The sequence below is a fragment of the Mesotoga sp. H07pep.5.4 genome, assembly GCF_003664935.1.
Classification (GTDB): domain Bacteria; phylum Thermotogota; class Thermotogae; order Petrotogales; family Kosmotogaceae; genus Mesotoga; species Mesotoga prima.
Window position 1 is genome coordinate 143,359 of the sequence record NZ_JFHM01000011.1, and the last position, 13,610, is coordinate 156,968.

The 13,610-nt window shown below is 45.6% G+C and carries 11 protein-coding genes; 9 read left to right on the top strand and 2 right to left on the bottom strand.

The features are described 5' to 3' along the window. The first annotated feature begins 34 nt into the window (after positions 1-34). The 7 genes from Y696_RS07710 to murC are packed head-to-tail and all read left to right on the top strand — an operon-like array spanning position 35 to position 8,622. Positions 35-1,531, top strand: coding sequence for a UDP-N-acetylmuramoyl-L-alanyl-D-glutamate--2,6-diaminopimelate ligase (locus Y696_RS07710; RefSeq protein WP_014731098.1), 1,497 nt, complete (start codon positions 35-37; stop codon positions 1,529-1,531). Beyond that, positions 1,528-2,853, top strand: a complete 1,326-nt coding sequence (gene murF, locus Y696_RS07715) for a UDP-N-acetylmuramoyl-tripeptide--D-alanyl-D-alanine ligase (RefSeq protein ID WP_121510162.1) — start codon at positions 1,528-1,530, stop codon at positions 2,851-2,853. Before Y696_RS07710 ends, murF begins: the two co-directional genes overlap by 4 nt. Next, positions 2,846-3,772, top strand: a complete 927-nt coding sequence (locus tag Y696_RS07720) for a phospho-N-acetylmuramoyl-pentapeptide-transferase (RefSeq protein WP_121510163.1) — start codon at positions 2,846-2,848, stop codon at positions 3,770-3,772. Before murF ends, Y696_RS07720 begins: the two co-directional genes overlap by 8 nt. After that, positions 3,773-5,107, top strand: a complete 1,335-nt coding sequence (gene murD / locus Y696_RS07725; protein ID WP_121510164.1) for a UDP-N-acetylmuramoyl-L-alanine--D-glutamate ligase — start codon at positions 3,773-3,775, stop codon at positions 5,105-5,107. A 2-nt stretch (positions 5,108-5,109) separates the two neighbouring features. Then, positions 5,110-6,225, top strand: a complete 1,116-nt coding sequence (locus tag Y696_RS07730; protein WP_121510165.1) for an FtsW/RodA/SpoVE family cell cycle protein — start codon at positions 5,110-5,112, stop codon at positions 6,223-6,225. After that, a complete protein-coding gene (locus Y696_RS07735) occupies positions 6,212-7,282 on the top strand; it encodes a UDP-N-acetylglucosamine--N-acetylmuramyl-(pentapeptide) pyrophosphoryl-undecaprenol N-acetylglucosamine transferase (RefSeq protein ID WP_121510166.1) in 1,071 nt (356 codons plus the stop codon). The genes Y696_RS07730 and Y696_RS07735 overlap by 14 nt, the downstream gene beginning before the upstream one ends. Beyond that, the gene (gene murC / locus Y696_RS07740; RefSeq protein ID WP_121510167.1) at positions 7,279-8,622 is read left to right on the top strand and encodes a UDP-N-acetylmuramate--L-alanine ligase; all 1,344 of its coding nucleotides are present in this window, start codon (positions 7,279-7,281) and stop codon (positions 8,620-8,622) included. Before Y696_RS07735 ends, murC begins: the two co-directional genes overlap by 4 nt. On the opposite strand, the gene Y696_RS07745 is transcribed toward murC, so the two are convergent. Both Y696_RS07745 and Y696_RS07750 read right to left on the bottom strand, forming a co-directional pair. After that, entirely contained in the window at positions 8,600-10,378 is a 1,779-nt protein-coding gene (locus Y696_RS07745) for a TIGR03960 family B12-binding radical SAM protein (RefSeq protein ID WP_121510180.1), read from the bottom strand. The genes murC and Y696_RS07745 overlap by 23 nt on opposite strands. Beyond that, complete coding sequence (locus tag Y696_RS07750) at positions 10,378-11,376, bottom strand: M42 family metallopeptidase (RefSeq protein WP_099771453.1); 999 nt, start codon at positions 11,374-11,376, stop codon at positions 10,378-10,380. The genes Y696_RS07745 and Y696_RS07750 overlap by 1 nt, the downstream gene beginning before the upstream one ends. A 164-nt stretch (positions 11,377-11,540) precedes the next feature. On the opposite strand from Y696_RS07750, the gene Y696_RS07755 reads away from it, so the two are divergent. Both Y696_RS07755 and Y696_RS07760 read left to right on the top strand, forming a co-directional pair. Then, complete coding sequence (locus tag Y696_RS07755) at positions 11,541-13,205, top strand: methylmalonyl-CoA mutase (protein WP_121510168.1); 1,665 nt, start codon at positions 11,541-11,543, stop codon at positions 13,203-13,205. Between the two features lie 15 nt (positions 13,206-13,220). Continuing rightward, positions 13,221-13,610, top strand: a complete 390-nt coding sequence (locus Y696_RS07760) for a cobalamin B12-binding domain-containing protein (protein ID WP_121510169.1) — start codon at positions 13,221-13,223, stop codon at positions 13,608-13,610.

Consider the following 13,610-nt stretch of genomic DNA (forward strand, 5'->3'; position numbering starts at 1 on the left):
GATACAATCTTTAAGAGCGAAAGGGGTGTGATCAATGAGGTTATCTCAGGTCATAGAACTCCTCGGCAACAGTGTTCTTCAGGTGGTGAATCCCGGAAATGTCGATCCTGAATTCGATCATATTGAGAGTGATTCCAGGGGTCTAAAGGAGAGAAACCTCTTTATATGCATTAAGGGTACAAATTTCGATTCACACCTAATTGCGAGGGAACTTCAAAGAAAGGGAGCAGTCGCTTTAGTTGCGGAAATGCCCATTGAAGACGAGGAAGTGGTAGTTCCTATCGTTTACGTCAAAAGTTCTCGTCTAGTCGAGGCATTGCTTACCATGGAGGAATACTGTCATCCCTACAGGAAGCTTACCACTATCGGTGTAACAGGCACAAACGGGAAGACTACGATCACAACTCTTATCTATCATGTTTTATCATCATTTGAAAGGAAGGCATCTCTTATCGGTACCGTGAGAAATGTTGTGGGAGAAAACATATATACCAATCCTAAGAACACCACGCCCGGACCGGTCGAGCTTGCAAAGCTTCTTCAACTTTCCACGAAATTGAAAAGCGAGTACTTCATTATGGAAGTCTCGTCACATTCTCTTTCGATGAACAGGGTTGAGGGAATGAGGTTTGATGTAGGGATAATCAGCAATGTCACAAGAGACCATCTGGACTTTCATCCTACCTTCGACGACTATTACAGATCGAAGATGAAACTCTTCTCTTTGTTGAAGACCAACGGAATAGCTGTTGTAAATGGTGACAAGATAAATATCGCGGATATCCACATTTCTAGAAACAGAATCACGACCTATGGTTTTGGCGATGAATCGGATTACAGAATCGAGAATCTCGATATCTCAAGAACGGGCATGGATTTCACTATACAAACGCCGTACGGGTCTTCACATAGGATCTATTCTAGATTGATCGGAGAACACAACGCGTACAATATAGCAGCAGCTGTTGCCGCACTCAATTCATTGAATTACGACCTGGATCACATAGCCAAAGCTATCTCATCCTTCGGAGGCGTTCCGGGTAGATTCGAGTTTGTTGAAGAGGCTACGAAGTACGGCTTTGACGTAGTTGTAGACTTTGCCCATACTCCAGATGCGTTGGAAAAACTTTTGAAGACGGCAAGAAGACTCACTCCAGGCAGGTTGATTCTGGTTTTTGGCGCAGGAGGATCTGCCGATAAGGGAAAACGTCCTTTGATGTCTGAAGTCTCTTCAAAATACAGCGATGTAGTTATTCTCACTTCCGATGATCCAAAGCTGGACGATCCCGCAGAGATCCTTCAGGATCTCGAGAGCGGCGTCGATAAATTCAAACCTTATCTCGTTATTCCTGACAGAAGAGAGGCAATATCCGTTGCCCTTACGCTTGCCAATCGTCAGGACATGGTCTTGATAGCTGGGCGAGGCCATGAGGATTTCCAAATCCTTGGTGAAAAGAGAATTCCCTTTAATGATAAACAGGTAGTAAAGGACATTCTGGAGAGCAAGTTCCGGAGGCATATAAAAAAGTGATATCCAAATCATCAGTTGAAGAATTCTTGCTTCAAACGGAAGGCAGAAATATTGTCATCGATTCCAGAAAAGTTTCTGCCGGTGATGTTTTTATTGGGCTGAAAGGGGAAAAGGTCGATGGAAATGACTTTGTCGGAGAGGCGCTTTCCAAAGGAGCCTCTTTGGTATTTTCGGACAAGCCTTTCGACGACCAAAGAGTCTTGAGAGTAGAGGACACAAATGAAATACTTATAGAAGCAGCAAAGAGTATACTCTCGAAATCGAAACTTAGTAACAGGATAGGTATTACAGGTTCTAATGGAAAGACTACGACAAAAGAGATAAGCTCCCTTTTTCTCTCGAAACTTGGCAGAGTTTTTAAGACTGCAGGTAACCTCAATACAGAAATTGGATTGCCGTTATCTTTGCTGGAAAATAGGAGAGAGCTTTTTTCAGCTCAGTACGGTGTCTTTGAATTTGGGACGAGTACGAAGGGGGATATTGAAAAACTCGTCGGAATTGTCCAGCCCGACATCGCTGTCCTTCTCAATGTTGGAAGCGCTCACGTTGGAAATTTCAAAGACTTCGACGAGTTACTGCAAGAGAAGCTATCCATATTCAAGTCGAAAAGACTGTCCAGGGCGGTACTTGGAGGGTGTGATGAGAGACTGAGAGAGTTCTCGAAAGGGCTACCGGTGGAGGTCCTCCTATTTGGAAAAGAAGATGCTGATTTCTCAATAGTAGATTTCGCTTACGATAAAGGCGATACTATGCTTCATTTCTTTTGCGATGGGGACCGGTTTGTCAGACTCAGAGGTATATGGAGCTACGGTCAGCTGATGGATCTTGGCGCTGCCTATCTTGTGGCTCGTCTCGTCGGTGTGGAAGAACCTTCAGTGTTTTTGAACGATTACAAGTTGCCCTTCAGTGACCGGTTTACCGTCAGCATTCTGAAGGGAATCACTGTGATAAGTGACTTCTACAACAGCAGCCTTGAATCATGGGAATCGGCGATCCTATCCATAGAAAAGCTTAAAAGCTCTCGAAAGATCGCTGTAGCCGGCTCTATTCTCGAACAGGGGAGAGAAGAAAAGAGAACTCACGAAAGGCTTGGTGAGTTGTTGTCAAAGTTTGATGAGACAGTTCTCTTTACGAGAGATATGGCGATAAACGCAGCTTCAAAGAACGTGAAGCCCGCGCTTGTGAGTGACAGCGAAGAGGAAATCGCTGCATGGCTCCACCGTAACGTAAGGAGTGGTGATCTCGTCTTCTTCAAAGCCTCGCGTGCGATAGCCCTTGAAGGGGTATACAAGTCGTTTATGGAGCTGATCGAAAGTGCATAGAGAAGTATTCACTTTCCTTCTGGCATTCCTTTTGTCTGTTCTAGCTATCGAGCCCTTAAAAAGATACCAGAAAAGGAAAAGGATAGGGCAATACATTCGCGAAGAAGGACCTGACCTCCACAACTATAAAACGGGCACCCCCACTGCTGCAGGAATTGTTTTTATTCCTATCGCCCTGGCAGTTGCATCAATCTTTGCCTTTAGAGCAGAGATCTTGATAGTTGTCCTCGCTGGGATTCTTTTCGGCCTCATAGGACTTGTCGATGACATCTCGAAAATCGTGAAGAGAAATGCATCTGGACTGAGCGGAAAGAGAAAACTCGCCCTTCAACTTGTCTCGGCTGCCTTCATCGTATTTTTAATTCAGCTTATCAATCCTCATACACATATAGAGATACCCTTTCTCGGGAAAATCGGTCTCGGCTTCGCTTACTACCCGATTTCTGCTGTGATCATTGCCGGAATGAGCAACGCTGTAAATCTTACCGATGGCGTTGACGGATTGGCGGCCTCAGTGTACATATTTTCCTTGGCTCCTATGCTCGCTCTTCCCGTTTGGCAAAATGGTTTGATCGCTCCGATCAGCGGCGCTTTGGCTGGTTTTCTGTGGTATAACTGGTTTCCCGCTTCTATATTTATGGGCGATACGGGATCGCTCTCGCTTGGAGGAATCATGGCCGTGATTTTTGCTTTAGACGGGAGAGAGGGTTTTCTCATATTTTTTGGTTTGATGTTCCTCGTGGAAATGTTCAGTGTAATCATTCAGGTATTCTCATTCAAGGTTTTTGGTCGGAGAGTCTTCAAGATGTCCCCAATACACCATCACTTTGAACTATCTAATTGGAAAGAAAGTAAAATTGCATTCAGGTTTTCATTGATCGCTTTCATCGGAGCAGTCTTCGGTCTGCTGTCCTGGTAGGTGGAAAAGTTGCTTGAAGGAAGAATCGGTCTTGTTGGATTCGGAGTTTCGAACGAGAAACTCCTTGAAAGATTGGTAAAAGATAGAGATTCCAAATCGCTTTTTGTTTCTGACACCGGTAAAATTAAAGAGGAAGGTAGGACGCTCCTCAAGAAGTTCGATATAGAATACGAGGAGGGCGGCCATACGGATCGCCTCCTTGACTGCGATGCCTTCATTGTATCCCCCGGAGTCTCGCCGTTTTCCGAAGTTGGAGAGAGAATTATCCATTCGGGAAAATACTACACGACCGAGCTTGAAGTATCCCTTGATGAGCTTTGGTCCAGGCCCAGAGGGACGGTGATCGGCGTTACGGGAACAAATGGGAAGTCAACAACCGTTACAATGCTCAAACACATTATTTCCGGAAAGAATCGAAAGGTCTTTCAGGGCGGAAACCTCGGCTACCCTCTCGCCGGTGTGGCAGAAGAGGCTTTTGATTACTACGTGCTCGAAGTCAGTTCCTTCCAGTTGAAGTGGTTTGCGGAAGAACGAGTCCGCTTCCACTTGTCGGCCGTAATAAACCTTGGAGAAGACCATCTAGATTATCACAGAAGCATTGACGACTATTTCAAATCTAAATTGCGGTTGGCAAAGATGACCGAAGGTATTACTGTTGTTCCAAAGGCGGTAGCCGATTGTCAAATAGAGCTTTTGAAAGGCTGTAAGCTCCGTCCGTTTGTAGCACTTGGGGAAGGATTTGACAGTTTTGACAGGGAATATTTGAGAGTGAGAGGCATTGAGTTCAGGACGTCAGATCTTCCATTTACCGGTCTGCACAATTACGAAAACGTTCTGGTAGTGCTATTGATTTCGCAGCTTATAGGTCTATCCGCCGAGGATGTATTTCAGGAACTGAAAAGCTATACCTTTCTCTCTCACAGATTGCAGCTTGTGCGAGAGCTAGAAGGAGTAAAATACTACGACGATTCGAAAGCAACTAATGCACATGCTGTCAGTGCAGCCTTAAGGAGCTTCGAGCCCTCAAAGACGATTCTCATTCTTGGAGGAAAGGAAAAGGACGAAACTTACTCGGAATTGATCGAACAACTCGGTCAACTTAAACACGTGGTCATGCTTGGGAGTTCAATGAAGATATTATCTGCTAAACTTCAGATGAGGGGAATACCGGTGTCCGGCGCGGCAAACATGGCCGACGCGGTAAAAATATGCAGGGGACTTGCCGCAAAAGGCGACAATGTTGTTCTCAGTCCGGCGGGATCCAGCTATGATCTTTACATGAATTATAGCGAGAGAGGAAACCACTTTAGAGAGATAGTAACGGCATTGGAGTGAATATGAAGAGGACCTATTTGGTACTGGCGCTGTACACAAGTGTCTTCGTAATTTTTGGGCTGGTGTTCATTTATAGTGCCGGAATAAGTATGGAGGCGAGACACCCCGACGTGACTGCTTCCGAGTTTCTAGAGAAGCAGCTGATAGCTTATGCAATGGGTCTTGCGGGTGCTCTCATAATGATATATATGAAAGGTTCCTGGCATTTCAAGAACGCCTTTACCATCTATTATCCGCTTACGCTTATCATGCTGGTTGCCGTGCTCTTCTTCCCAGACAGGGGTGGGTCAAACAGATGGATAGATATTGGTAGCTTCTCACTCCAGGTCTCGGAGTTTGCAAAGATCTCTTTGCTTCTAGTTCTTGCAAAATATTTCGGAGGTTTAAAGAAGAGAAATTTCCTGACAACTTTTCTGATCCCTCTAGGAATTCTTACGCCACTTGCCATACTGGTATTTATTGAGCCGGATCTCTCTACCACTGGGATTATCGTTGCAATTGCCTTTGTCATGATGATAATCGGCGGTATCAAAATGCGTTATTTAGCGCTAGCACTTATCTTCGTTGTAATTTTGGTGCTAGTTCTGTACAGTGGCGGATTCATGGAGGATTATCAGATTCAGAGGATAACCTCCTTCTTGACTTCTTTAACCGGCGAGGAACATGAGCAAGTCTCATACGCCCTTATGGCGATTTCTTCGGGCGGTCTCACCGGTAAAGGTCTTGGTATGGGACTTGTCAAATATTACCTGCCCGTAAGCTACTCCGACTTCATTTTTGCAGTTATTGGAGAGGAACTCGGTCTCGTTGGATTGCTTGTGCTAATGCTTGCCTATGTTGGCTTTATTCGGGAGCTTATCGTTGTCGGTCTCAGAGGCTCGAGAACACTTGAAGGCAAGTTCTATATAATTGGATTCGCTCTTTACATAATGATCCAGGCCACGATTAATATTGCCGTAAATTTGGGTCTCTTTCCACCTACTGGTGTAACACTGCCCTTCGTAAGTTCGGGGGGCTCTTCGATAATGTCATTGATGATCGGTTACGGACTGGTCTTCTCAATACTCTTAGAATCTGAAGAAGAAAAAGAAAAGGGACTCCAGGATGAAAAAACTTAAGGTTGCCTTTTGTGGCGGGGGAACCGGAGGGCACTATTATCCTGCAGTTGCAATTCTGCATGCCCTGAGTCGTGTAAGAGAAATAGAGCTGTTGTATTTCACGGTTTGGGGAAAGATAGATGATAGAAGTGTTGAGAGAGATTTCCCCGGGGTAAGGAAGATGTCATTGAAGCTTACTGGACTGAAACGGCCCCTGTACAGTCCTGCCAATGCCAGTATTTTCTTTTCGCATCTCAGAACTGAGAGATCTGTAAAGAGACAGCTTGCCGAATTCAGCCCCGATTTCCTTTTTTCAACGGGCGGATACGTTTCCTATCCAGTTGTCAGAGCGGCAAAGAGTCTTGAAATACCCATTTACATTCATGAACAAAACTCGATAGTTGGGATAGCAAATAAGAGATTGGCCAAATACGCAAGGCGGTTCTTCATTTCATTTGAGGAGAGTGGAAGAGATCTTGAACTTCCAAAAGAAAGGATTGTTTATTCTGGAAACCCTGTGAGAGAATCGAAGATCACAAGAAATGAAGTAATGAAGAGATTCGATCTTCCGGATAATAAGCCCCTCATTGTAGTGCTCGGTGGAAGTCTTGGATCCGAACTGATAAACAGAGCGTGTGAAGGGCTTTACGAAGAGATTCAGAGCAATGATTGCGAACTCAGTTTTCTTCACTCAACTGGCGATGAAAGCTCGGCAATTTCGCTTAGACGGTTTCCTTTTGTGCGAGCCTTTTCATATATAGAAGACCTTACAGACGCCATTGCGTGCGCGGATCTAGTTGTGTCAAGAGGAGGAGCTACTACAATCGCCGAGCTACAGTATTTTGGAAGAAAGGGTATAATAATACCGTGGAGCGGCGCGGCAGAAAATCACCAGTTTTACAACGCTCGCTCACTGGAAAGAGTTGGACTTGGTTATGTTATACTGGAAGGGAATTTGACCTCCACAGCTTTGAGAATTGCATTAGATGAAATGTTGCATAGAAAGATCAGCTACAAACCTCCAAGAAGACCAGTTGAGATTGTATTGGATAATATACTCCGGGAGGAATCGATTTGAAATATCACTTTATTGGCATTGGCGGAATTGGTATGAGCGGTCTGGCAATGCACTTAGCATCTGAGGGTGACCAGGTTTATGGATCGAACTATGAAGAAAATGAAAGAGTAGCTTACCTTCGGGGGAAGGGTATTGGTGTTTTTATAGGTCACTCCTATGAGAACTTCGAAAAACCGGATGTCGTTGTAAGAACGACAGCCATAAAACAGGGCAATCCCGAATTGGAAAGAGCTATCTTCGAGAGCGTTCCCACAATTTACAGGATGGAGCTTCTAAAGAGTCTTCTTTTGAGAGATACTTCTGTTTGTATAACCGGAACTGATGGAAAGACGACCACTACTGCAATGGTTTCAAAGATACTGATAGATTCTGGAAGAGATCCCACAGTCTTTCTCGGTGGCATTAATCCCATTTTGAAGGACGGAAACTACAGGAAGGGCAAAGATTTAATCGTCAGCGAACTGGACGAGAGCGACGGTTTCTTTGCTTCTTTCAAGCCTGACTTTGCCGTGATAACAAATGTAAGAGGCGATCACCTCGAGCACTACGACAACTCATTTGACAATCTCAAGAGCCACTTCAGATACTTCTCCAGAAGTGTGGGAAAACTACTGGTGACAAACGCCGATGATCCTGCTTCAGAGAGGATTTTCACGGATACTCTAACGTTTGGTAGAGACAGGGGCTACTACCGCTTCACGGATAGATCAACCGGAATAATGAATCAGACTTTCAGATGTTTTAGAGGTAATGAAGACCTTGGTCTTTTCAAGTTAATGATCCCTGGAGAGTTCAACGTATACAATGCCACAGCAGCCATTGCTTTAACCCATGAAATGGGGGTCCCAACTGAATCCATCAGAAATTCTCTTGAATCATATAGATCTGTGGACAGAAGGTTCACGTTCAGAGGGCTCGACGATTTCAGAAACCTCTTCTTCTTCGATGATTATGCTCATACCCCCGATGAGATAAGCAGTACCATTCGAGGAGCTCGAGAGTTCTTTCCCGGTAAAAATGTCATCGTGGTTTTCCAACCTCACAGGTACTCAAGACTGGTAAGAGAGAACGGCCGTTTCGCTAACTCCCTAAAGGACGCAACGGAAGTTTGTGTTTTTAAGCTCTACGAAGCCTATGAAAAAGGACAGTATGCGATTGACGAGACCGAGGTCTTGAAGGGTCTTAGCAGCTATGGAGTTCCTGCTGTCCACGCAGTTAACTACTCGGAAATACTTGAGTGGTTGGAAAAGAAGAGAGACGCGGTAATCCTTTTTCTTGGTGCGGGAGATATTACCGAAGCCTCAAAGATGAGCGCTCTCAAGCTTTGCGAAGCACATTAGTGACATTTAGAGTCTGACAGACGGCGCAGCCTGTGCAACCCACCCATCTGCAATCGCCGGTCGTCTCTTCTCTTAGGGCTTTTTCATATTCCTCGATAAAAAAGCGTTTTGAAATACCAAGTGAAATGTGGTCCCAGGTGAGTTCATCCTGAGTAGAGTAGCCTTTCATATAGTCTTGTACGTCTACTCCCTCTGCCTTGAAGGCTTCTTGCCATATTGAAGCATCGAATTCCTCGTTCCACTCGTCAAAGATCGCTCCAGACTTGTAAGCCCTTAGTATTGCCCTGCCTACTTTTCTGTCGCCCCTACTTAGCACACCTTCAACTGTACTGCTGGATGGATTGTGGCAGCCGAGCTGTATTCCCCTTCCCGACAGCTTTCTCAAGATTCCAAGCCTTCTTGAAGCCTCTACCTCGCTAATCTGGGGCGAGAACTGGAACGGTGTATGGGGTTTTGGTATGAAGATTGCAGCAGAAACAGATACTTCTTTAAAACCGACAGCCTTCACTTTTCTAGCCAATCTGACTATCTCTTCAAGATCTTCATCCCTCTCGGTAGGCAGACCAATCATAAAATATAGCTTCACTCTTTGCCAGCCACTATTTTTGGCAGCCTTAACGGTAGCCATCAGATCGTCCTCGGAAACATTTTTGTTTATTACATTTCTGAGGCGCTGAGAACCTGCTTCCGGAGCAAATGTTAGGCCGGTCCTTCTTATTGACGCGATTTGTGAGGCTATCTCGACTCCAAAAGAATCTATTCTAGTACTGGGAAGAGAAAGCGCAACTCTCTGCGGCTCAAGTAAAGGCAGGATCTCTTCGGTCAGGACATCTATAGAGGAGTGATCCATTGTCGAGAGTGAGAGAAAGGAGAGCTCATCGTATCCCGTTGCCTTGAGTACCTTCTGCACGGATTCCCTTAGCTCATCGACTCCACGTTCTCTAACAGGCCTGTAAATCATCCCCGCCTGGCAGAATCTGCAGCCGCGATTACAACCCCGCATCACTTCCATGACAGCTCTGTCGTGAACGGTTTTCATGTAAGGAACCAGTGGAGAGGGGTCTATCTCGTAGTCCGAGAGGTCGGCAATAACTGCTTTGACGACCTTTCTTCTTCCTAGTGAAGGAACATAAACTCCCTGAATCTTTGATAACAGTTCCAGAAGCTCCCTTCTTCTGCCAGATCTAAGTAGCTCTATGTTTTCTCTTACTTCACAGCAAATCTGAGGTGTTACGGCCTCTCCGTCTCCAATGACAAAGGCGTCGAAATAGTCGGCCATTGGCTCTGGGTTGGTCGAACATGGACCGCCACCCAACACTATCGGCTCCGTAGTTCTCTCTCTCTGTAGAATGGGAATGCCTGCAAGTTCAAGCAGCGCGAGCACATTACTGTAGCAGAGCTCGTACTGAAGCGTTATTCCAACGATGTCGAATTGGGCAGCGGCAGTGTATGTTTCCATTGAATAAAGGGGGATACGAGCGCTGATCATTTCGCCGATCATGTCCTTCCACGGAAGGTAAGCTCTCTCTGCATAGAACTCATCGGTTTTATTGAGCTCTTTATAGAGGATTTTCAGACCTAAATGTGACATACCGACTTCGTATGTGTCTGGAAAGGAGAGAAGGATACGCAGCTTGCCGTCTGGATCCTTAATGACGCGATTCAGTTCCTTGCCGATGTACCGGCTAGGTTTTCCGACTTTGTTTAGCACTCCCGAAGAGACTAGCCATTTCCTAATGTCGTCAGAGTTGATCATCAAACCGTGAATTCAGTGGAAATAAGAAACATCAATCTAACGAGATTGTCGTAGTCTTCCATCGAAATATGTTCCGTTTCGGAATGAAGATACTTAACTGCCATGGCAAGTGGAACCATCTTTGTCCCCTTCTGCTGGAAGGGGATTCCATCTGTTCCTCCGCCGGTTACCCCCACCTGAAGAGGAATATCCCTTTCTCTTGAAAACTCCATAAGTCGTTTTCCGAGACCGTAATCACCCAGTGATGAAGTATCCGACATTCTTAGTACCGGTCCATTCCCGGGCCTAACGTGACCTGTAAGCCTTGAGCAGCATGCAAAAGAATCAACGGGGAAAAAGAGATTCGGCTTCAGCCTTTCGGATAGTGCCCTTGCTCCAATCAATCCGATCTCTTCCTGTACAGTCCAAGCAAGAACAATCCGTCTGTCGAGGTCGGTCTCCATAAGCATATCGAGAAGATCCAGAAGGGCAAGACAGCCAGATCTGTCATCAAGGGACCTAACTGCCACATATTTATCGTTAAGTATTGAGATCTGTTTTCTGAATACTGCGTAATCAAGAACCTCTATTCCCAGTGATGCAGTTTCTTCCTTTGATGAAGTGCCAACATCTATTACCTGGTTCTGCCAGGAAAGATCGGTTTTTTCTCGGAGATGAGGAGGTGTCATACCTATCACTCCATCTATGGACTCGCCGGAAGAGGTTATTACATCCAGGTGTCTTCCTACTAGAAGCTCATCGGCGATTCCTCCAACCTTCTTGAAGCTCAATGAACCGTCGGAATTCACACCTGTTACTAACAATCCAATTTCATCCATGTGAGCTGCAAAAGCGATTGTTGAATCTCCGTTGCCTACTTCTAAAACAACGTTTCCAAGATCGTCCACAAAGGGTTCTACGCCCTCGGGAAGCATCTCGATAATCTTTGCTCTAATCATCTCTTCTCTTCCGGTCATGCCCGGAACAAATACAACTTCCGTAAGCCTATCCAAATTCATGAAAACACCTCCCTAACAATTATAGCCTAAGGCCAAGAAGTTAGGAAGTTAGACTCACAAAGACGTTCAGGACAGTTATAATCGAAGATGATAGCATTTGACTGAGGAAAGTAATTGGTCCATCTTAGAACCATTATTCAGATCCTATGAATGGAGGAGATTTTGTGAGCAATCGAGAGAGACTGGAAAAACTCAAAGACGACTGGAAGAGAGAAAGAGTCATACCTCTCCTGAAAAGGTTCCCCGAAAGAAAGAAGGAGTTCAAGACATCATTTGATGGACCGGTTGAGATTCTCTATACACCTAGGGAGAACGAAGATTACGAAGAGAAAATCGGATTCCCCGGCCAGTATCCCTTCACACGGGGAGTTCAACCAACCATGTACCGTGGAAGACTCTGGACAATGAGACAGTATGCGGGTTTTGGAACAGCCGAAGAGTCTAACCAGAGATACAGATATCTTCTCTCTCAGGGACAAACTGGCCTTTCGGTGGCATTTGATCTTCCGACTCAGATTGGATACGACTCAGATGACCCCATGTCGGAAGGCGAAGTAGGAAGGGTTGGAGTCGCGATTGACTCGCTTGAGGACATGGAGACACTTTTTGAAGGAATTCCCCTCGAAAGAGTCAGTACTTCTATGACTATCAACTCTACAGCTGCGATTCTTCTTGCGATGTACATCGCCGTTGGCGAAAAACAAGGTGTGGATCCTTCAAAGCTGACAGGAACGATTCAGAACGATATTCTCAAAGAGTACATAGCCAGGGGAACCTACATTTTTCCACCAGATTCATCTATGAGGTTGATCACGGACATCTTCGAATACTGCTCAAAGAACCTCCCCGACTTCAATACTATAAGCATTAGCGGATATCACATAAGAGAGGCCGGAGCCAATTCAGTCCAGGAGATCGCCTTCACTTTGGCAGACGGTATTGCCTACGTACAGGCGGCCATAGATGCAGGACTCGATCCCAATGTTTTTGGAAAGAGATTGTCCTTCTTCTTCAACTCACATAATGGGTTCCTTGAAGAAATAGCTAAGTTCAGAGCAGCGAGAAGACTTTGGGCCAGAATAATGAAAGAAAGATTCGGTGTAACTGACGAAAAGGCAATGATGCTGAGATTCCACACTCAGACTGGAGGATCTACTCTGACCGCCCAGCAACCCATGAACAATATTGTGAGAGTGGCATTTCAGGCATTAGCGGCCGTTCTTGGAGGCACTCAATCACTTCACACAAATTCGTTCGACGAGGCTCTCGGTTTGCCAACAGAAGACTCCGTCACGATAGCCCTCAGAACGCAGCAAATAATTGCTTCCGAAACCGGCGTTGCAGATACTGTCGATCCACTTGGCGGAGCTTACTTCATAGAGGAGCTTACAGACAGAATGGAAGAACTGGCGATAGACTACATTCAGAAGATCGATGACCTTGGGGGCATGGTTGAGGCCGTCCGCAATGGATTTGTGCAAAAGGAGATCCTTGACAGCGCCTACAAATATCAGGTTTCTATCGAAAACAAAGAACAGATAATCGTAGGTGTAAATGAGTTTGTAAGTGAAGACAAGGAAGTCAAAGATATTCTCAGGCTGGATCCTGCAATCGAAAACAGGCAGAAAAAGAAGATCGAAATCCTCAGAACCAGAAGAGACAATGGCAAAGTCGAGAGTCTGCTTGACGATCTCAGAGAGGCGGCAAGGGGTAGTGATAACCTCATGCCGTTCATACTTAAGGCTGTCAAAGCCTATGCTACTCTGGGAGAGATCGCGAATGCTCTTAGGGACGTTTTCGGAGAATACACCGAAGCCGTTATTCTCTAGAGAGGGGTGGAGACGATGAAGATCAAGGTACTAGTGGCAAAGCCAGGGTTAGATGGACACGATAGGGGAGCAAAGGTTGTTGCTATGGCGCTCAGGGATGCGGGAATGGAAGTGATATACACGGGCCTCAGGCAGTCTCCCGAATCTGTTGTGAAAGCCGCCCTTCAGGAGGATGTCGATGTCGTAGGACTCTCCATACTCTCAGGCGCTCACATGAAGATCTGCAGCAAAGTTCTACAGTTGATGAAAGATTCGGGAATTGGAGACAAGCCCATCTTTGTTGGTGGAATTATCCCTCCAGAAGACGCCGAAGAGCTTAAGAAGGCAGGGATCTTCGAGGTTTTTGGACCGGGAACTTCCCTGAAATCTATCGCAGAAAAGATTGAGAAAACGGTAAAGAAATGA

Bases quoted from the DNA above. Each gene is read 5' to 3' on its own strand.
- Y696_RS07745 (WP_121510180.1), bottom strand. From the start codon at position 10,378: ATGATCAACTCTGACGACATTAGGAAATGGCTAGTCTCTTCGGGAGTG.
- Y696_RS07750 (WP_099771453.1), bottom strand. From the start codon at position 11,376: ATGAATTTGGATAGGCTTACGGAAGTTGTATTTGTTCCGGGCATGACC.
- Y696_RS07710 (WP_014731098.1), top strand. From the start codon at position 35: ATGAGGTTATCTCAGGTCATAGAACTCCTCGGCAACAGTGTTCTTCAG.
- Y696_RS07735 (WP_121510166.1), top strand. From the start codon at position 6,212: ATGAAAAAACTTAAGGTTGCCTTTTGTGGCGGGGGAACCGGAGGGCAC.
- Y696_RS07760 (WP_121510169.1), top strand. From the start codon at position 13,221: ATGAAGATCAAGGTACTAGTGGCAAAGCCAGGGTTAGATGGACACGAT.
- Y696_RS07730 (WP_121510165.1), top strand. From the start codon at position 5,110: ATGAAGAGGACCTATTTGGTACTGGCGCTGTACACAAGTGTCTTCGTA.